At 63.5% G+C, this 19,884-nt stretch carries 17 protein-coding genes and 1 pseudogene; 5 read left to right on the top strand and 13 right to left on the bottom strand.

Annotated features, from left to right (window positions below):
• Nucleotides 1-182: 182 nt before the first annotated feature.
• Nucleotides 183-506 (bottom strand): annotated as a pseudogene (locus ACEOAC_RS21120) (helix-turn-helix domain-containing protein); the annotation flags it as partial.
• 551 nt (nt 507-1,057) lie between these two features.
• On the opposite strand from ACEOAC_RS21120, the gene ACEOAC_RS21115 reads away from it, so the two are divergent.
• Nucleotides 1,058-1,969 carry a methyltransferase domain-containing protein gene (locus ACEOAC_RS21115; RefSeq protein ID WP_413628570.1) on the top strand — a complete coding sequence of 304 codons (912 nt, stop codon included), beginning with the start codon at nt 1,058-1,060 and terminating at the stop codon, nt 1,967-1,969.
• Nucleotides 1,970-1,992: 23 nt separating this feature from the next.
• Here ACEOAC_RS21115 and ACEOAC_RS21110 read toward each other — a convergent pair whose 3' ends face one another.
• The 12 genes from ACEOAC_RS21110 to ACEOAC_RS21055 form a co-directional block, all read right to left on the bottom strand.
• Complete coding sequence (locus ACEOAC_RS21110; protein WP_413628569.1) at nt 1,993-2,868, bottom strand: alpha/beta fold hydrolase; 876 nt, start codon at nt 2,866-2,868, stop codon at nt 1,993-1,995.
• Between the two features lie 104 nt (nt 2,869-2,972).
• Nucleotides 2,973-4,091, bottom strand: a complete 1,119-nt coding sequence (locus tag ACEOAC_RS21105; protein ID WP_413445218.1) for a porin — start codon at nt 4,089-4,091, stop codon at nt 2,973-2,975.
• 170 nt (nt 4,092-4,261) lie between these two features.
• Nucleotides 4,262-5,038: an enoyl-CoA hydratase/isomerase family protein gene (locus ACEOAC_RS21100; RefSeq protein ID WP_166758372.1), complete on the bottom strand. Its 777-nt coding sequence runs from the start codon at nt 5,036-5,038 to the stop codon at nt 4,262-4,264.
• 19 nt (nt 5,039-5,057) lie between these two features.
• Entirely contained in the window at nt 5,058-5,966 is a 909-nt protein-coding gene (locus ACEOAC_RS21095; protein WP_413445217.1) for an amidohydrolase family protein, read from the bottom strand.
• Nucleotides 5,963-6,592 carry a carboxymuconolactone decarboxylase family protein gene (locus ACEOAC_RS21090; RefSeq protein WP_413445216.1) on the bottom strand — a complete coding sequence of 210 codons (630 nt, stop codon included), beginning with the start codon at nt 6,590-6,592 and terminating at the stop codon, nt 5,963-5,965. The genes ACEOAC_RS21095 and ACEOAC_RS21090 overlap by 4 nt, the downstream gene beginning before the upstream one ends.
• Nucleotides 6,593-6,626: 34 nt before the next feature.
• Nucleotides 6,627-7,847, bottom strand: a complete 1,221-nt coding sequence (locus ACEOAC_RS21085; RefSeq protein ID WP_413445215.1) for a CaiB/BaiF CoA transferase family protein — start codon at nt 7,845-7,847, stop codon at nt 6,627-6,629.
• A 49-nt stretch (nt 7,848-7,896) separates the two neighbouring features.
• Nucleotides 7,897-8,517 carry a glutathione S-transferase family protein gene (locus ACEOAC_RS21080; RefSeq protein WP_413445214.1) on the bottom strand — a complete coding sequence of 207 codons (621 nt, stop codon included), beginning with the start codon at nt 8,515-8,517 and terminating at the stop codon, nt 7,897-7,899.
• A 47-nt stretch (nt 8,518-8,564) separates the two neighbouring features.
• Nucleotides 8,565-9,344, bottom strand: coding sequence for a GntR family transcriptional regulator (locus ACEOAC_RS21075; protein WP_077237326.1), 780 nt, complete (start codon nt 9,342-9,344; stop codon nt 8,565-8,567).
• 151 nt (nt 9,345-9,495) lie between these two features.
• A complete protein-coding gene (locus ACEOAC_RS21070; RefSeq protein WP_413444021.1) occupies nt 9,496-10,284 on the bottom strand; it encodes an enoyl-CoA hydratase-related protein in 789 nt (262 codons plus the stop codon).
• The gene (locus ACEOAC_RS21065) at nt 10,281-11,816 is read right to left on the bottom strand and encodes a 3-hydroxyacyl-CoA dehydrogenase (protein WP_413444022.1); all 1,536 of its coding nucleotides are present in this window, start codon (nt 11,814-11,816) and stop codon (nt 10,281-10,283) included. Before ACEOAC_RS21065 ends, ACEOAC_RS21070 begins: the two co-directional genes overlap by 4 nt.
• Before the next feature lie 28 nt (nt 11,817-11,844).
• Entirely contained in the window at nt 11,845-13,194 is a 1,350-nt protein-coding gene (locus ACEOAC_RS21060; RefSeq protein WP_413444023.1) for an MFS transporter, read from the bottom strand.
• Nucleotides 13,195-13,427: 233 nt separating this feature from the next.
• Entirely contained in the window at nt 13,428-15,068 is a 1,641-nt protein-coding gene (locus ACEOAC_RS21055; RefSeq protein ID WP_413444024.1) for a sigma 54-interacting transcriptional regulator, read from the bottom strand.
• 319 nt (nt 15,069-15,387) lie between these two features.
• Between ACEOAC_RS21055 and ACEOAC_RS21050 the strand changes: the two genes are divergently transcribed.
• From ACEOAC_RS21050 to ACEOAC_RS21035, 4 genes are read left to right on the top strand one after another with little or no spacing between them, the layout of a single operon-like run.
• On the top strand, nt 15,388-15,873 hold the full coding sequence (locus tag ACEOAC_RS21050; protein WP_077237461.1) for an OsmC family protein: 486 nt from the start codon (nt 15,388-15,390) through the stop codon (nt 15,871-15,873).
• A gap of 45 nt (nt 15,874-15,918) precedes the next feature.
• Nucleotides 15,919-17,061 (top strand): acyl-CoA dehydrogenase family protein, encoded by a 1,143-nt coding sequence (locus ACEOAC_RS21045; RefSeq protein WP_077237321.1) that lies wholly within the window; start codon nt 15,919-15,921, stop codon nt 17,059-17,061.
• Nucleotides 17,058-18,413 (top strand): FAD-dependent oxidoreductase, encoded by a 1,356-nt coding sequence (locus ACEOAC_RS21040; RefSeq protein WP_413444025.1) that lies wholly within the window; start codon nt 17,058-17,060, stop codon nt 18,411-18,413. Before ACEOAC_RS21045 ends, ACEOAC_RS21040 begins: the two co-directional genes overlap by 4 nt.
• A 55-nt stretch (nt 18,414-18,468) precedes the next feature.
• Nucleotides 18,469-19,872, top strand: coding sequence for a CmpA/NrtA family ABC transporter substrate-binding protein (locus ACEOAC_RS21035; protein ID WP_077237319.1), 1,404 nt, complete (start codon nt 18,469-18,471; stop codon nt 19,870-19,872).
• Nucleotides 19,873-19,884 lie beyond the last annotated feature (12 nt).

Genomic DNA, 19,884 nt, shown 5'->3' with positions numbered 1-19,884 from the left:
CATATCGAATCGTCATTGCAAGGCTGTGGTGGTCCCAGCACTTTCTGAAGCGTCAAAATGTTGCCGCCCTCCATGACGAAGTGACTGGCAAATGTATGCCGCAGGATGTGCGTAAGTTTGCCCTTTGGGAGCGCTAGTGTTGATTTGCTCGCAGAATTGACCCTCGCCATCTGACCCACTTTCCACTGCCTTCCGAAGGCAGCTACGCGGTCATACGACCCCTTATATCCCAGTTCTTTCAAGTCCAGGAACATCTGTTTCAGGGTTCTTCTTTGCTTCCGTGATTTGACTGCCTCAGCGCTCAGCCAGGCGGAAAGTCTAGGCGCGAATTCATCGAGCGAGCTCGGTGATTGCCTGGTGGGATAAGACGGTTCGATCGCCTCGGACCGAATATAGCGACGAACAGTGTTTCGGGAAATGTCTAGCCTACGGGCTATTTCCCTGATCGAAACGCGGTCTCTGATGTACCAGCGCTGAATAATTCCAAGTAGGGCCACGTTTATCACTCCGTTCTCCCGCTCGCTGTCTTGAGCAGGATTGTGGTCTAAACATGGGTCAACTTAGGATGCAAATTTCTGGCTTAAGTGGGTCAGTTTTCGATGCAATTCAACAGCTGGAGATTGTTGCCCTGTTATTTGGTCTCGTTGATAACACGCTCTTGGATAAAACAGTTCCCGAAGATCCAAACGTTCCCGGCTCTGGCTCATAGAACGAGTACTACAAAGGTTCAACGGCGTTCAGTATTTAAGGTGGTTCATAGTTGTCTAATGCCGAGAATCTCAAGCTGTTGTGACGTGTTGACATGTGAAGTTATTGAACACTAGGGACTCATAATCCGTTGGTGCCGTGTTCGACTCACGGGGTGGGCCACCAGTACCTGAAAGGGATTTCGAGAGATCGAAGTTCCTTTTTCTTTTAAGGCTACAGGCAATCGTCATGACTTTGCGGATCCAGCTCACGCAAAGCCACCCAAGCCAACGCTCCCCCCCTACCAGGCAAGATCACGCACACAGGTATACGATGGTGACCCATCCAAGGACCCCATCAGGAGCAAGGCATGCCAAACCTTCAAGACCCGCAACAACCCCAACAACCCCAACAACCCCAACAACCCCAACAACCCCAACAACCCCAACAACCCCAACAACCCCAACAACCCCAACAACCCCAACAACCCCAACAACCCCAACAACCCCAGGTTCCGTGGGACGCCGCCCAGTATCTGCGCTTCGGCAGTGAACGCCTGCGTCCGGCGCTGGACCTGATGTTGCATCTGCCCTTGCAGGCAGCCGCCCGTATTCTCGATTTCGGTTGCGGTGCCGGTAACCTGACAACCTTGCTGCAGCAGCGCTGGCCAGAGGCTGAAGTGCTGGGCGTGGATGGCTCGGAGGACATGCTGGCCAAGGCGCGCGCGACCGTTCCGCATGGTCGCTTCATCCAGGCTGATCTGAACCACTGGACGCCGGAGCACAAGCTTGACCTGATCTACACCAACGCGACCCTCCAATGGCTTCCCGATCACGCACAGCTGTTCCCACGGCTGTTGTCCTTCCTTAATCCCGGTGGTTGCCTGGCGGTGCAGATGCCGGTCATGCACGATGCGCCGTTGAGACTGGCGCAGGTGGAGCTGGCGCGCTCGCCGGCCTATGCAGAGGTTCTGGGTGACGTGTCGGAACGACGCAATGTGCTGGACATGGGCGGTTATCACGACCTGCTGCGACCACGGGTGGCGAGCCTGGATATCTGGCAGACCACGTATCTTCATGTGCTCAAGGGCGAGGACCCGGTCCTGGAATGGGCCAGCGGCAGCAGCCTGCGGCCCTACCTTGAAAAGATGAAGGGCGAACAGCTGCAGGCCTTTCGCGCCGATTATGCGCGCAGGATGCATCTGGCCTATCCGCCTCGCAGTGACGGCAGTACCTTGTTGCCGTTCCAGCGCATGTTCATCATGGCGACCTTGCCGGGCTGAACCTGGCGCGTTGTGAACAGGCCTTAGCGATCCAGCCTGTCGACCCAGTCCACAATCTCCCTGGCAACCGCCTGCGGCTGTTCCGGAAACAGCGCATGACTGGCGTCTGGAATCACCCGCACCTCCACCCTGCCGGGCAGGGCGTCGCGCAGTTCATCGCGGGTGGCCGCAGGGCGCCAGGGGTCGTGCTGCGCTTGCAGGTCGAGGATGGGTACGGTCGAATACGGCCACCACGTCGACTGTGGTGTCGTCCGGCTGGCCTGCCGATAGGCCGAAGCAAGTTCTGGATGCCATCCCTCCAGCCAGGACTGCGGCACGAACGGTCCGGAGAAGAAGGCATCTCTGAGCGCCGCAATCCGCTGCGCGGTTGAGTTGCGCTGGTCTGCAGCGGTATCCAGCGCCGCGCTCAATTGCGCCGGGAGCCGTCCTTTGGCTGCCGCAGCTGCCACGACCACGCCGCGTACCAGTGCGGGATAATCCAGCGCCGTGACCCGGGCCACGTAATGTCCGTAGGCATGGCCCACCACGACGGCGCGACCTTGGCCCAGCAGCCGGATCGCCAGCGCCACATCACCGGCCAGGGTGTGCAGGCTCATCCCTTCCAGTGCTCCCCGGCTGGCACCGATGCCACGCGGTTGCGGCCGCAGCACACGGTAACCGGCCTGGGACAGGAGTTCGGCGACGGTGTCGAAATCCTCGCTGCCGCGTTGCGAGGAAGGCAGCAGCACGATCACTCCCTTGCGCTCCCGGGCATCGGGGCCTGAGGCTTCATCGACGATTACCTCGATCGACGTTTCCCCCTCTTGAACAATGGCATGGTTGCGTACATTGGCTGCCGCCAGTGGCGCGCTCCACGCCAGCCATGCCGTTACGGCAGCCAGCAACATCGCAATCTTCATGGGGTATCCTTTTTCTTGTCACGATCTTGGCGCGGGCGGCACGGCAGGTCGGAGCCTGCCGTGCCGCCCACGCGTATCCATGCATGGGCTCAGGCAGGTACGGCTCAGAACGTATGCCTGATCCCGGCATTCCAGGCCATGTCGCCCGAGCCGGTCTCGATGGCGCTGCCCACCGTGTAGCCGGCGCCGTTCCGGTTCCAGATCCTGGCGACCGTTGTGTACAGTTCGGTACGTCGGGAGAGCGCATACAGATAGCCCAGTCCCAGTTGCGAAGCATCCTGGTTGAAGCGGGTGCGGTCATCCTTGCGGATGTAGGAGGCGATCAGCTTGTGCTGTCCCAAGGGCAGGGTCACGCCGAGGATCATGTCGCGGCTGTCGGTGGTCGGGGTAGGGGCCACCGCCAGGCCGTAGGCATTGGCATTGTTGAGTGCCGAGCTGCCATAGCCCTTGTTGATGCCGTAGCCGAAGTTGAACTTGACCACCTTCAGGTCATAACTGCCGGAGAGCAGCGTGTTCTTGGCGTTCTCGCTGCGCTGGACGGTGGGCGTATCCATGTTGCGGTTATGGTGCGCCAGGCGTAGCGAAAGGCCGCCATTGGCATAGGCCAGGGCGCCGCCCCAGGCGCGGCCCATGGCATTGGAACCGGCGTTTTCGCCGAAGCCGTAGACCGCTTCGGCGGAGACGCCGCCGAAGGAAGGTGACACGTACTTGACCGTGTTGTCCATGCGACTGCCCGAATTCGCCGCCAGGTTCGCGGCGTTACCGGCAAAGCCTGCCGCAAACGGATCGGCCAGCACGAAGCCGGTGTAGTGTGGCGTGTACTGGCGGCCCACCGTGAGCGTGCCTTGCGAACCCGACAGGCCCACATAGGACTGGCGCCCGAAGAGCAAGCCGCCCTGGCCCATCGCGCCGGTGTCGCTCTGGAATCCGGACTCCAGTACAAACAGCGCCGACATGCCGCCACCGAGATCTTCGGTCCCCTTGAAGCCGAGTCGGGAACCCGATCCTATCCCGCCGGTGATCTTGTTGACCGAGCCGTTGCGGCCACCGGATTCGTGTACGAAGCCGGTATCGACAATGCCATAGATGGTCACGCCGGACTGCGCCAACGCGGCGTGGGTCGACAGCAGCAGGGCGGCGCCCAGGGCCAGCTGGCGGGCATATGTGCGGGTGTCAGGCTGCCTTGTCGACGGGGAAAACTGTGATGACAATGGGTAAGACATGGATGCTCCTCCTTGTGGTTGATATGTGTCTGCTGCCCGGCCCGATGCCGGGCGCAGGCAAGACGTGTCCCTTCCACTGCGACGGCGAGGTCGCAGCAGTGGAATCTTGTGAAGGTGTTCCGGGCCGGCCGCTACGTGGGTGTGCAGCGGTGGGACGGCACCGGCAGAGGTCAGCGGCCGGTGAAGACCGGTGCGCGCTTTTCCTTGAACGCCAGCTGCGCTTCGCGCGCATCCTCGGTCTTGCCGATGGCGGCGGTCATGTCCTGTTCGTAGCGATAGCCGTCACGCAGGCTCAGGTCTTCGATGACGTTCATGGTGTGCTTGCCCATGCGCGTGGAGACCGGGCTTTTGGATGCGATCACATGGGCGATCTCCAGTGCCGTCTCCAGCAGGGCCTCGGGCGCCACGCAGGCTTCGACGATGCCCAGCCGATACAGCTCCTGGCCGCCGACCCGGTAGCCGGTGAGGGCCATGCGGCGCAGGCGCGAATGCGGGAACAGGCGCATGGCATGACGGCAACCACCGAGCAGGCCGACATCGACCTCCGGCAGGCCCAGGCTGGCCTGCTCGGACGCCACCAGGATGTCCGAGGAGGCCACCAGTGCCAGCCCCGAGCCCAGTGCGGCGCCGTTGATGGCGGCCACCACAGGCTTGGCGCATTCACGCACGGCATGGAAGCATTCCCGGGTGCGCCGCGAGTGCGCCATGAAGTCGCCCGGCTGGCGGATGTTCTCGGCACGGCCCTTGAGGTCGGCGCCGGCGCAGAACACCTTGCCGGCACCCGTCAGCACGACGGCGCGAATGTCATCGGTCTCGGAGATGGCGTCTAGTGCCATCGTCAGTTCATCGTTGAGCGTGCGGGTCAGCGCATTGACTGGCGGCGCATTCAGGGTCAGCGTGGCGACATGGCCATCGAGTCTGACATTGAGCTGGGTAAAGTCGAACATGGAATCCCTCGTCATGAATTTAACGGCCGGCCTGGTCAAAGCCATACAGTGTCTGCGGGTTGTCCACCAGAATCTGCTGCCGCACTGCGGCGTCCGGTACCCACTGGTGGAACAGGTCGATGAGTGCGCCCACATCCGGTGCCTTCTCCCCCATGCGGACATGGGGCCAGTCCGAGCCCCACAGCAGGCGCGCCGGATTGGCCGCCACCAGGGCGTCGTGGAAGGGTTTGAGATCGGCATAGGCGGGGGCCGCACCGGAGACCCGGCAGACCGACAGCTTGATCCATACGTCACCGTCCCGAAGCGCGGCCAGCACCGTCTGGAAGGCAGGATCATCGACGCCGCGCTCGACCTTCAGGCAAGCCATGTGGTCCAGCACCAGTGTCAGCCCGGTCGCACGCAGCTGCGGCAACAGCTGCGCATAGGCCTCGCAGGGCGCCCACAGTTGCGCGTGCAGGCCCGCTTCGCGCATGGCCGGTGCCAGCTGCAGCAGATCGTCCACGCCCACGCTGCCGGCAAACCTGTCACCGGCAGGGGTGAGCATTTCCACGAAACGCAGACCACGGATGCCGCCGGCATGCCAGGCCTGCAGAGTGGCCAGCGGCGTGTCGGCGCTGGCCACGGCGATGCCGCGTACCTGTCCGGCACTGACGGCGATGGCTGCCAGCATGCAGGCCGGATCGCTACCGTAAGGAGCGGGTTGCACCAGCACGCCGCGAGGTGCACCTACCGTGGCCAGCATCTGCGCATGGAGTTCGGCAGGGGCCAGCGGCGGCGGATAGTTCGACGCCGTGGATAACGGAAATGCCGCATACGGACCGAAGACATGGGCGTGGCTGTCGCAAGCTTGGGTCGGCAGGGAGGCACGCGGCGCCGTGGGCATGCGCGGTGTCTCAGTCTCGGTGGGGATGAAGCTGGAGGTCGTCACGATAGCGCCTCCTTGACCGGGCTCAGTTGGCCGGGCGGCAAGTCGGCCAACTGCGGCCGGCCCTGTTGCGTGGCGACCTGCAGGCGCGGTTCTGCATATTCCTCCGGCACCGGAATCTGGTGCACGTTGAGCGTCATGGCCACCATCGTGTAATAGCCCAGGATGGCACCCAGTTCGACGATGCCGGCCTCGCCGTAGAGACCCAGCACGCGTTGATACACCTCCTCATCGACGTTGCCATGCTGCTGCAGTTGCCGGGCATATTCGTAGACGTGGGCATCGGCGGCGTCGGCAAACAAGGGGGGCTGGCATGCGCACAGCGCATCGATCACCATTTGCGGCAGGCCGGCGGCCTGTGCTGCCTGCGCATGGATGGCCCATTCGAGCTGGCTGTTCCAGCGCCGCGCTGCTACCAGGATCACCAGTTCGCTATGACGTGGCGGAATGCTGGTGCCGAAGCGCAGCAGGGCGCCCATCTTCTGCCAGCGGTCAGCCAGTGCCGGGTTGTGCAGGGCGGCTTTCAGGGGGCCGACCAGGCGCGCGCGCGGGCCGCTGACGATGTCGTCGTAGACCGCACGCTGTTCGGCGTTCATGGTCTCCGGGGAGGGGAAGGAAATTCTTGGCATGGCGTTTCGGTCAGGTTCTTGTCGTGGTTCGATTTCAGATCACGCCAGCGTCATTCCACGCGGCGATCTGGGCGGCATCAAAGCCGAGTTCGGTCAGCACCTCATCGGTATGCTGGCCCAGCAGGGGAGGTGCCTTGTCGAAGCGCAAGGCAGCGTCGGCAAAGCGCATCGGGCTGCGGATCTGCGGCACCGACCCGGCAGTGGGGTGGGGGATCTGAATCAGCATTTCGCGGTGCTTCACCTGTTCGTCCTCGAACACCTGCGGGATGGTGTTGATCGGGCTGCACGGGACCCCGGCGGCATCCAGCAGCGCGGCCCATTCCTGCATGCCACGGGTCTTCAATACCTCAGTGATCATGGGCAGCAGCACATCCTTGTTGCGCACCCGATTGCCGTTGGTGGCGAAGCGCTCGTCGGCCGGCCATCCGGCCTGGCCGATCACCTGGCAGAACTTGACGAACTGGCCATCGTTGCCGACCACCAGGACGATGTAACCATCGGCGCAGGCGAACACGTCCTGGGGCTGGATGTTGGGATGCTTGTTGCCGGCGCGTTGCGGGGTCTTGCCGGAGATCAGGTAGTTCATCCCCTGATTGGCGACCGAACCCACCATGACGTCGAGCATGCCGATATCGATGTAGTCGCCCAGGCCGGTCTCTGCCCGTCGCGCCAGCGCAGCCAGTACCGACACCGAGGTGTACATGCCGGTCATCAGGTCGACGATGGGCACGCCCACCTTCTGCGGGCCGCCGCCAGGCAGGTCGTCCCGTTCGCCGGTGACGCTCATGAGGCCGCCCATGGCCTGGATCATGAAGTCATAGGCGGCGTTGTCGGCCTTGGGGCCGGTCTGGCCGAAGCCGGTCACCGAGCAATAGATCAGGCCGGGGTTGATCTGCTTGAGGCTGGCGTAGTCCAGGCCGAACTTGGCCAGGGTGCCGACCTTGTAGTTTTCCAGGAGGATATCCGAGCGCGCCGCCAGATCGCGGATGATGCGCTGGCCCTCGGCCGTGTTCAGATCCACCGTGATGGACCGCTTGCCGCGGTTGCAGGCCAGGTAGTAGCCGGCTTCGCGGGTTTCGTTGCCCTCTGCGTCACGCAGGAAGGGCGGGCCCCAGCTGCGGGTGTCATCGCCCACGCGCGGGCGCTCCACCTTGATGACGTCGGCGCCGAGATCGGCCAGGATCTGGCCCGACCAGGGACCAGCGAGGATGCGCGAAAGATCGAGCACCTTGATGTGGGAAAGCGGACCTGCCATGAGAACTCCGATATCAAACCAAAAAGCAGAAAAAGAAGGGCAGCCGTGTTCAGGCCGCAGCGTCGTCCGGCACCGTCGCCTGTGCCGAGGGACGCAGGCAGAATCCCGCGTGCCAGCTCGCCAGTTGCGGGCGGCCGGCACGCCAGTCGAGATCGGCGAAGCGGTAATCGAGATAGGACAGGGTGCAGCCGAGGGTGAGGTGACCGATGTCGAAGCCACTGGCGGCCAGGGCCGGGGCCTCGTCTTCGAGACGGTCCAGGGCAGTGCTGATCTTGAGCGCAAATGCCTGCAGCCAGCTATCCAGTTGCTGGGCGGGCGTCTTCATGCGTTCCTGGCGCCAGATCAGCAATACCGACAGCATGCCGTCGCCCAGTGCCTGGCGGCGCAGCGCAGTCCAGCGTGCCGGGCCGGCCGCAGGGAAGAATCGTGGGCCGTCGTGCAGGCTGTCGAGGTATTCGCAGATCACCGGCGAGTCGTACAGCGGCTCACCGCCGGGCAGCACCAGCGCAGGAATCTGCGAGAGGGGATTGTCGGCCATGATGGCCGGATTGGGCGTGGCGATGGCGGCCACCGAACGCACCAGCTGCACGCGCGATTCGAGACCCGTTTCCTTGAGCAGGATGACCACCTTGCGCACGAAGGGCGAGCGTGGCGACCAATGGAGTTTCATGCCGTTTCCTCATCTGTCGATGACTGGCAACGGCAATCGGTGCACCGTTACTTCAGTCGTATGTCGAGGCGAATCACATCGCCCCGGTAAATGCCCCGGCCCACGAACACGACGCGGCCGGCCTGGTCTACCGCCGAGCGCGTCACATACGCGATCGGCGCATTGAGCGGGATCTGCAGCAGTTCCGCAATGAGCGGATCGGCCGAGCCCAGCGTCAGCGTCTGGTGTGCCTCCTTGATCTCCAGCCCCGGCAGATCGCGCAAGATGCGCATCGAGGTCTTGGTCTCGAAGGACTTCTTCGGGATGCGGGCGCAGACGCGCGCATCGATATACACATCGCCGAGGTAATACGGCTTGCCATTGCGCCAGTGGCGGCGCCGCCAGTGCTCGTAGGCCTCGGCCATCTGGCCCAGCGACGGCTCCACCGGTGCAGGCGCCAGTCGCTCGCGCTCGGTCAGCACTTCGATGGTGGCACCTTCCGGTGCCAGCAACTGGCCTGACCAGTCGGTGGCCACCTCGCACCAGAACTGCTCCTGCGGTTTGCCGATCACGAACGTGCCCTTGGCACGGTAGCGCGCGATCAGCTTTTCCTCTTCCAGCATGTCCAGCGCCTGGCGTACCGTGGCGCGGGCCACCTGGCATTCCTCGGCCAGTTCATCGACCGTGGGAATCTGCGTGCCGACTGCCCAATCACCCGATTCCACCCGATTGCGGAACAGACTGGCCAGTTGGACGTAGCGCGGTACGGCGCTACGGCTGAAATCGATGGCCAGCTTGCGCGGGTCGGCCAGGTCAGGGAGGGAGGGGCGGGAGGGCGGGTTTTTCATCAAAAGCTTTCGGGAGCTTGGCGGCCGCCGGGAGGGGCGGTGCACTGGGCGATAATTCGGCCGTTCATTGACGAATTATCCCCGAATTATCCGTTAGCTCAAACTTTTGACTGATACCCGTCCATACTGCCTTTGCCCGCTGCCTGGCGGCTCAGCGCCCCTGATAGCGCGCTGCTCTCTTTTCCAGGAAGGCCTGCATGCCCTCCTTCTGGTCCTGCGTGTCGAATAGCATCTGGAAGGCACGCCGTTCCAGCGCCAGCGCACTGTCCAGCGCCATATCCTGACCCTGCTGCATGACCTCCCGGATCGCCCGCACCGCCAGCGGCGGCATGGCCGCAATGGTGCTTGCCAGTTCGCGCGAGCGCGCCAGCGCCTGGCCGTCGTCGCAGACTTCCGAGACCATGCCCATGGTCAGGGCATCGCGTGCGCTGACCGCTTCGCCGGTCAATACCAGCTTCATGGCCTGGTACTTGCCGATGGTGCGCACCAGCCGTTGCGTGCCGCCGGCACCTGGCATGATGCCCACGCGGATTTCCGGCTGGCCCAGCCTGGCAGTCTCGCCGGCGACGATGAGGTCGCAGCACAGCGCCAGCTCGCAGCCGCCGCCCAGTGCATAGCCTTCCACTGCCGCGATCAGCACCTTGTCTACGCGACGCAGCACATTGAAGACACGGTCGGTGGCTTGCAGGGTATGCGAGGTGGGTGTCATCGTCGCCATTTCGCCGATATCGGTCCCGGCGACGAAATAGCGGTCCGAGCCGGTGAGGATGATCACGCGTACCGCCGGGTCCGCCGCCGCCGCGTCGATCAGCTCGGCCAGGGCCTGCTTGACCTCCAGATTGAGGGCATTGCGGCGTTCCGGCCGGTCGATGGTGATGACGGCCACCGCGCCGGAGATTTCGCAGCGGACGGGCGCTGTCCTGTCTGCAGCCGGGCTCATGCGCTGGCCCTCTCGGAAAAGAAGGCGCGATTCGTCAATGCCATGCGCGCCAGCAGCGGCGAGAGACGGTAGCGGTCCTCGCCATAGCTCAGTGACAGATGGCGGATCACGCGCGCCACATGGGCAATGCCGATGCGGTCGGCCCAGGCCAGCGGCCCACGCGGATAGTTCACGCCGTTGAGCATCGCCAGATCCACATCGGCGGCCGTGGCAATCGCCTGCTGCACGGCGTCCGCGCCTTCGTTGGCCAGCATCGCCACAGTGCGCATGACCACCAGCCCCGGGCAGTCATCCAGCACGACGACCGACTTGCCGATACCGGCGAAGAAGGCCTGGGCGACCGTGAGTGCATGGCGATCCGTCTGGTCGGCCGGCGCCAGCGCAATGCTGCGCGCCTGACGATAGTCCAGGGCCAGGTCGAAGACTACTTGAACGCCATCCCGGGCAAAGCGCTCGCTGGCACTGCGGCCGTCGCTCAGGGCCAGCGTCACGCCATCGATATGCAGCACACCCGCGCCGTCGGTCACGCGCACTGGCAGGCCGTGTTCGTGCGCCAGGTCGATGAGTGCGGCGGCGGGGCCCAGTTCGCCTTCGGCGATGACACTGCCTATGGTGTAGCCGGCAGGAGTGTCGACGGCGGAGGTGCTCGCGTCGCCTGTCTGCGCCTCCACGTCATAACGGTAGAAGCCGCGCCCGCTCTTGCGCCCCAGCCAGCCGGCATCGACCAGCTCCTTCTGCAGCAACGAGGGTTTGTAGCGTGGGTCCTGGTAGAGCGCGTCGTAGACCGATTGGGTGACGGCGTAATTGACGTCGTGGCCGATCATGTCCATCAGTTCGAAGGCGCCCATGCGGAAGCCGCCCGTCTCGCGCAGCACCCGATCCAGGGTGGCGGCATCGGCAGCACCCTCGGCCAGCAGGCGCAGCGCCTCGCCATAGTAGGGGCGGGCGATGCGATTGACGATGAAGCCCGGCGTGGAGCGGCAATGCACCGGGACTTTTTTCCAGGCCAGGGCGGTCTCGAAGATGGTCTGCACCACTGCCTCGGCACTGGCCTTGCCGCTGACCACCTCGACCAGCGGCAGCAGCGGTGCCGGGTTGAAGAAGTGCATGCCCACCACCTGCTGTGGCCGTGCCAGTCCGGCGGCGATGGCGGTGATCGACAGGGAGGACGTATTGCTGGCGATGATGGCGTCCGGGCGCAGCAGTTGCTCCAGTTGCGACAGCACGGCGATCTTCACGTCCAGTCGTTCGACGATGGCCTCGATCACCAGTGCGGCGCCGGCCAGCTCCTGCAGGCTGCCGCCGCGCAGGCGGGCCAGGCAGGCGTCGTGATGGGCCTGGTCTATCTTGCCCTTGGCCAGTAGCCGGGCATAGCGGGTGCGGATGCCATCGAGGCCACGTTCCAGTGCGCCCGCTGCGGCATCGTGCAAGACCACCGGGTGACCGGCGTCGAGAGCCACCTGGGCGATGCCGCTGCCCATGGCGCCGGCGCCGATGATGCCGATGAGGGTGTCTGGTTTCAAGGCGTTCATGTGGGTATGCAAAGAGGTCATGGCGTGGTCAGGTTGCGGCGGTGCGGGGCTTGGGCTTGACGCCCAGCAGAAGGGTGAACGCACCCACCAGCATCCATGCGCCGAAGTAATACTGGCCGGTGGCGAGGCTGCCGGTGGTGCTGGAGAGCCAGCCCACCAGCATCGGGCTGAACACGCTGCCGATACCGGCCAGGGTGCTGAGCAGGGCGATGCCGGCCGCCAGTGCGGTGCCGGAAAGGAATTGCGCCGGCAGGATCCAGAACGGTCCGGTCAGGCTGAAGGTGCCCGCGGTCACCAGGGTCAGCATCGCCAGCGACAGGGGAATGCTGTTCTGCACCGAAGGCAGAGCGATCCAGCCGATGCCGGCGATGATGGCCGGGATGGCCACGTGCCAGCGGCGCTCGCCGGTGCGATCGGAGTGACGGGCATTGAGATACTGGATGACGATGGCTGCAGCAAAGGGAATGGCCGAGAGCAGGCCCACCGTGGCGATGTCATGCACGCCCGCCTTGCGGATGATGGTGGGCAGCCAGAAGAACACCCCACCGGTGCCGACCAGCACGGCCACGCCCATGCCGGCCAGCCAGTACAGTTGAGGATTGCGCAACGCGTCGCTGAAGGAATGTCCGCCGCCCTTGGGTTTGGCGGCCTGGTCGGCCTGCAAGTCGGCCGTCACCAGGGCGCGTTCTTCGGGAGTGAGCCAACGGCAATGATCCGGCTTGTCATTCAGGTAGAAATAGGCCACCACGCCCAGCACGCAGGCTGGCAGGCCTTCGATGATGAACAGCCATTGCCAGCCGCGCATGCCCGCCACGCCCTCGAAGGCGTGCATCAGCCAGCCCGAGAGCGGGCCGCCGATCAGTCCGGCCAGCGGGATGGAGGCGGTGAACAGGGCCGTGAAGCGTGCACGGCGCGACAGCGGAACCCAATAGGTGAGATAGAGCAGCATGCCCGGAAACAGTCCTGCCTCGGCCGCGCCCAGCAGCAGGCGCATCAGGTAGAAATGCGTGGCGGTCTGCATGAACGCCAGGGCGGCACAGAACAACCCCCACAGCACCATGATGCGCAGCAGGGTCTTGCGCGCACCGATCTTTTGCAGCCACAGGTTGCTGGGGACTTCGAAGAGGATGTAGCCCACATAGAAGATACCGGCGCCGATGCCATAGATGGCATCGGTGAAATTGAGATCGGCCAGGAAGTGCAGCTTGGCAAAGCCGACGTTGGAGCGGTCGATGAAGGAGACCACGTACACCAGCATCAGGAAGGGCATGATGCGCCACAGGATCTTGCGGTAGGTGGCATCAGCCAGCGTGGCACGGTCCGGTGCCATGGACTGCTTGCCGGCCTGCCCCAGGGATGGGGAATCAGCGTTGCTCATCGGGTCTCCTCGTTCATTGTTCTTTATCGATGCTGTTGGATGCGCCGGCCTCCTGCCTCGTGTCTCATGTAAGGGGAAGGGAAGAGGGAGCGGATCATTAAAATCATTAGGTCATACTTATGACCTTTTGGCGAGAATACCGTGCCGATGCCTTGCTGTCAAATCCGGGATGGGGAGGTGGTCCGGTGCGGCGGCCTTGCATGCCCGGACCGCGATGCGCTCGGTCGAGCAGCTTATTCCAGCCCCAGCTTCTCCCAGCGGTAGGAAAACTGTCGTGGCGTGAGGCCCAGTAGTTGCGCGGCGCGCGACTTGTTGCCTGCGCTTTGCGTCAGCGCCGCCGTCAGTTGCGCTGCGGAGTGCGAGGCCACTGGGGCATACGGCCTGACCGCAACAGCAGTCGATGCCACGTCCTGGCCCCAGGAGGCACTGTCCATCGGCCGCATCGCCGCCTCCTGATGCTGTGGCGGCAATGGCTGCGCCATGCCAGAGCTTTTGCGCTTGTCCGGCAGGAAGCGCGCAATGTCGCGGGCATCGAGGATAGGGCGCTCAGCCAGCAGGATCGCGCGCTCGATGAGATTGGAGAGCTCGCGGATATTGCCAGGCCACTCCTGCTGCTGGAGCAGGTCCAGCGCATCCTGGGAGAGATTGACATTGCGCTGGTGCGCCTGGTTGATGTGATTGAGGAAATGCAGGACCAGCGCTGGAATATCCTCGCGCCGTTCGGCCAGCGAGGGAAGATGGATGGGGATCACATTGAGCCGGTAGTACAGATCCTGCCGGAATGCGCCGACCTCGACCTCATGCGCCAGGTCCCTGTTGGTGGCGGCGACCAGCCGCACATCGATGGCAATTTCCTTTTTGCCCCCCAGGCGCGTAATGGTGCCTTCCTGCAAGGTACGCAGCAGCTTGGTTTGCATTGCCAGCGGCATCTCACCGATCTCATCGAGAAAGATGCTGCCTGCATTGGCCTGCTCGAACCATCCAGCACGTGCAGTAGCTGCGCCGGTAAAGGCGCCGCGCTCATGCCCGAACAGTTCCGATTCGAACAGCGTGTCGGGGATGGCAGCGCAATTGATCTTGATGAAGGGCTTGTCGCGCCGCGGGCTGGCCAGGTGCAGTGCGCGTGCGAAGAGTTCCTTGCCGGTCCCGGATTCGCCCATCAGCAGGACACTGGCTGTAGCGTCGGAAACCCGCTCAAGCTCAGAAATTGCCTTCAGCAGCGAAGGGGCGGTACCGACGATCCCATAGCGGGTGGCCTCGGCTTGCAACGCCTTGGTCAGGATTTCATTGCGCTGTTCCAGCACCTTGGTCTTGGCCAGAAGACTCTGTTGCAGTTGCAGCAACTGGCCCGCCAGCGTACTGAGGATGCGCAGCACCGTGAGGTCGTCACTGAGCGTGCGCATCCGGCTGCGGATGCGGTGACAGGCCATCACGCCCACGGTCTGGCGGTCGATCTTGATCGGCATGGCGATGAAGGAAACCGGGCCGGAGGGAAGGTCCTCCCGCCGCACCGTACGCAGCAGGAAGCGCGGTTCCTGGTCAATATCCTGGACGATGGTCAACTGCCCGGTCGCCAGCACGCGCCCGGTCACGCCATCGCCAGGCTGGTACACCCCGCGTGCCATCTCCTGGCGCGTCATGCCATATGCGTAATGGATGCGCGCCGTCTCGCTACCCTCATCGCGCAGGACCACGCGGCCCCGGTTCAGTCCCAGTAGTTCGGAGAGCAGATGCAGCATCTCGCGCAGGACCACTTCGGGAGAAAGGCTCTTGCCGACCAGGGACATCACCTGTTCAAACAACAGCATTTCCTGTTGGCGCCAAAACGACGGCGAGCTATCGGAATCGATGTCGATTTCGGGGTCAGGGGTCATGGAGGCCGGTGGTGGTGAGGCAAAAGAATGGATCGGTCAATTATCGCCATGAAGATTAACAATGTCTACAAATTGTAAACATTGTCGGACATTTGATGAGTGGGCGAAATTGTCGCTGAAAATGGGTTTTGTGATTTAAATCAATGACTTACCGTGACAAATCGTCTTGGCACAGCTTTTGCCATTAGGGAAGGGCCGGAGAAAGATCTTCTGGCTGGCACGGCGCCAAAAGCCGTTATTTCCCAAGGAGCGTTCCGTGACTACCGTCACCCCCCAGACCGTCCAGACCTATCTGCGTCCGATTGATCGCGACGGACTGATGAAATTCGCCGAACAGGGCCGTGACAACCCCGCGCGTCGCGGCACGAACAAGGTCCATACCGTTGTCGAGGGTCAGTACCGCACTCTCAGCTATGTCGGTGACCACGCCGCCGTGGTGGTGGATGAGCCGCTACATCTGTTCGGAGAAGACACCGCGCCAGCCCCGGGCGAGATCGTGCTGTCTGCGCTGGGCGGCTGCCTGGCGGTGGGCATCACCGCCGTGGCGACCTGGAAGCAGGTCAAGCTGTCGCGTCTGGAATTGTTCGTGGAGGGCGATATCGGCAACCCCGCTGCCTGGGGTGCCGGTGGCGCGCAGATGCAGCCTTCCGAGATGGGTTTCCAGGCAATCCGCGTCAAGGTGCTGGTGGAAGGCGATGCCAGTCGCGAAGAACTTGACGAGATCGTCAAACAGGCCAACTTCTACTCGCCAGTGGCCAACACCATGCGTAACCCCATCCCCTTCAGCATCGGCCTGGCCGACTGATTTCGTCGCGCCAGTCCCCGCCATCAGCTTGTTGAGGAGAACGTCATGACCACCATAGATATCCGTAGTGCACAACTCGATCCGGCCCTTGGCGATGCCGCCGTGGTGGCCGCCGTGGCCGGTGTTGCGGTCGACCAGTTGGCGCCGCTGGCGACCAGGATCGACCATGAGGGCCACTATCCGCTGGAGGTCATGGCGTCGCTGGCGCGCGCGGGGGCCTTTGCCGGCCATTTGCGGCGCAACGGCGAGCGTTATGGGCTGGCGCTGGGCGCCATGCATGAAATCAGCAGGCAGTGTGGCTCGACCGGTTTCCTGACCTGGGCGCATGACGTCTGCGCGCTGTACCTTGAACAATCCGGCAACCCCGCCCTCGACGGCCAGTTGCTGGACGACCATGTGGCAGGGCGCAGCTTCGGAGGCACCGGCCTGTCCAATCCCATGAAGGCCTTCGCCGGGATCGAACGAATGTTGCTGCGCGCGCGCCGGGTAGCGGGCGGTTACCGGGTCAGCGGTGCCTTGCCCTGGGTCAGCCATATCGGGCCGGGTCAGTACTTCGGCGCGATTGCCTCGGTCTATCGCGATGACCAGTCGCATTCGCATGACATCATCTTTCTGGTTCGCTGTGACCAACAGGTGGTGCTGCGTCAATGTCCGGAGTTTTCCGGGATGGAAGGCACCAGTACCTGGGGTGTGCGTCTGGAGGATTACTTCGTCGGCGAAGACAATATGATCGCCGATCCGGCCCGGCCTTTTATCGAAAAGATCCGCGCTGCCTTCATCCTGCTGCAGATAGGAATGGCCACCGGGCTGATCCAGGGAGCGCTCGATTCCATGCGCGACGTGGAACCGCTGCTGGGGCATGTGAACCAGTTCCTGGACGACCGCCCGGATGAACTGGAAGCCGAATATCTCGAACTGGCTGGCCGCGTCGCCAGGCTTGTCGGCTCGCCCTTCGACGGCAGCAAGGATTATATGCTGGACGTGCTCGACGCCCGCGCCCAGGGGGCCGAGCTGGCGCTGCGAGCGACCCAGTCGGCATTGTTGCATCAGGGCGCGCGCGGCTACCTGATCAACTCGGCCCCGCAACGGCGCGTACGCGAGGCGCATTTCGCAGCCATCGTCACACCCGCCATCAAGCATCTGCGCTCGGAAATGGCGCGCCTGTCCCGCGAAGAGGTGCCGGCATGAGCCTCGCTGTCGTGAAGTGGCGCCAATACCTGTGCCGCGCCTGCGGCCTGATCTACGACGAACAGGAAGGCGATCCCGATAGCGGCCTGCCGCCGGGAACACGCTTTGAAGACATACCCGACGATTGGGTTTGCCCCCTGTGCGGTGTGGTCAAGGCGGACTTCGAGCCCTATGCACCGCAGTCGGAGGCGCCGCCGCCGCCGTCGGGCGCAACGATGCAGGCTTCGACGCACCGCCGCGGGGTCATCGTCGTCGGTGCCGGCATCGCTGGCTGGTCGGTGGTCGAGGCGCTTCGCAAGCTGGATGCCGATGTTCCCATCACCCTGGTGACTGCCTGCGCCGGGGACCGGTATCACAAACCGGAGTTGTCGATCGCACTCAGCCGCAAGCTCGACCCCGCTGCCCTGGTACGCGAATCGGCAGCCGAATCGTCCCGACGTCTTCGGGTGCGTCTGCTCAGCGGGACCTATGCCATCGGCATTGCTCCTGGCCTGCGACAACTGCGTACCACGCGCGGCACCCTGCGTTATACCGACCTCGTGCTGGCCCAGGGAGCCAAGCCCTACCTGCCGGACGAGGTGCCGCCTGCGTTGTGCTGGCGCGTCAACGATCTGGCAGGTTGGAGTGGCCTGCAAGCAGGTCTTGCAGGGGCTGCAAGGCGCGTGGCCATCATCGGCGCCGGCATGGTGGGGTGCGAGCTGGCCGAGGATTTTGCGCGCGCAGGGCATCAGGTCAGCTTGCTTGACGTAGCAGCGCTGCCACTGGCGCAACTGCTGCCGCCGCAAGCCGCTGAGCGCATGCGTGCCAGTTTCCAGTCCCAGGGCATTGCCTTCTACGGGCAGACCCGGATCAGCCACATCGCTGGCAGCGCGCAAGGCATCAAGGAAATCCGCGGTGCCGACGGCCTTAGCCTCAGTTGCGACCAGATCGTGGTCGCCACCGGCCTGCATACCGAGAGCCGCCTGGCCCGCGGTGCGGGGCTGGCGTTCGATCGAGGTATTACGGTCGATGCGGCTACCTTGCGCACCAGCGCCGAGCACATCTATGCGCTGGGCGATTGCATCAGCATCGCCGGCACACCCTGTCGCTTCATCGAACCATTGGCGCGTCAGGCAGCAGTGATCGCCGCCCAGTTGCTCGGCCTGGCCGGGCCGCAATACGAGCACCGGCCGCCGGTCATCCGCCTCAAGACCAAATCGCTTTCGGTGGTACTGCATGGCCAGCCCTGCGCCAATGGCCAATGGCTGGTTCTGGAGGACAGCCCGGAGGTCCTCCGAATGCATCAGCTCTACCAGGACAAGATCGTTGCCGCGCTGGACATGAGTGTCCCGCGACAACGCCTGGCCGCCTGATATCGCCGCATCTCTGTTGATATTTCACCCATCCACTCCCAACCAGGGGCCTTGCATGACCGATAAAAATCTCTATCGTCCGTATTCCCTCGACACCTCGTTGGCGGCCTGTTCATGCGGCCAGCATGCCTCCGAGGAGGAGCATGCGAACCAGGCCGCAGCGGCCAGCGCGACCCGATTGGCCCGCGCTGGAGACGTCGAGGCGCTGTCATGCGACTTCGTCGAAGCGGCCGCCGTGCGTGCGCTGTTTCCTCACGATGCCACGCGCCGCAACCTGATCAAGGCGATCGGTTCCCATGCACTGATGGCTGCAGTGGCGTCAGTGCTGCCGTTGGGCAGCCTGCAGGCGCAAGCGCTGGAAAAACAGGGCAGTCTGGAAAAGAAGAGCCTCAGGATCGGCTTCATTCCCATCAATTGCGCGACGCCACTGATCATGGCCGACCCGATGGGCATGTACCGGGAGCAGGGCCTGGATGTGACCCTCAGCAAGACCGCAGGCTGGGCGCTGGTACGCGACCAGATGATTAATGGCGAACTGGATGCCTCGCATTTCCTGGCGCCCATGCCGCTGGCAATCTCCGCCGGCCTTGGCGCGGCCGCGCAACCGATGCGGGTAGCCATGATCCAGAACATCAATGGTCAGGCCATCACGCTGGCACTGCGGCACAAGGACAACCGTGATCCGCGTCGTTGGAAGGGATTCAAGTTCGCCATTCCCTTCGAGTATTCGATGCACAACTTCCTGTTGCGCTATTACCTGGCCGAGCATGGCATCGATCCCGACCGCGATGTGCAACTGCGGGTGACGCCACCGGCGGAAATGATCGCCAACCTGCGCGCCGGCAATATCGACGGCTTTCTCGGTCCGGATCCCTTCAACCAGCGTGCGGTATACGACCAGATCGGTTTCATCCATCTGCTGACCAAGGATATCTGGAACGGCCATCCCTGCTGTGCCTTTGGCACCACGCAGGCCTTCATCGACCGCAACCCCAATACCTTCGCGGCGCTCTACCGGGCCATTCTCAACGCCAGCGCCATGGCGCACAAGGCCGAGAACCGGGCGGCCATCGCGCGGGCCATTTGCACCCCGGGCTATCTGAATCAGCCCGAGACAGTGGTACTGCAAGCCCTCAGCGGTCGTTATGCCGACGGGCTGGGTAATGTGCGCAACGAACCGGATCGCGCGGATTTCGATGCCATGCCCTGGTACTCGATGGCGACCTGGATGCTGACCCAGATGAAACGATGGGGCTACATCAAGGGGGATATGAACTACCAGGCGCTGGCGGAAAAGGTGTTCCTGCTCACTGACGCGCGTCGCCAGATGACAGCACTGGGCATGCAGGTGCCGGCGGCGGCCAGCAATGGCTACCGTTCGTTCAGCATCATGGGCAAGACATTTGATCCGACCAATCCGCAGGGCTACCTGAACAGCTTCGCCATCAAGCGAACCTGATCGCAGCGAGGA

Origin of the sequence: Herbaspirillum frisingense (assembly GCF_047325095.1) — a bacterium.
Taxonomy (GTDB): Bacteria; Pseudomonadota; Gammaproteobacteria; order Burkholderiales; family Burkholderiaceae_D; genus Herbaspirillum; species Herbaspirillum frisingense.
This window is presented reverse-complemented; position numbering and strand designations above follow the sequence as displayed.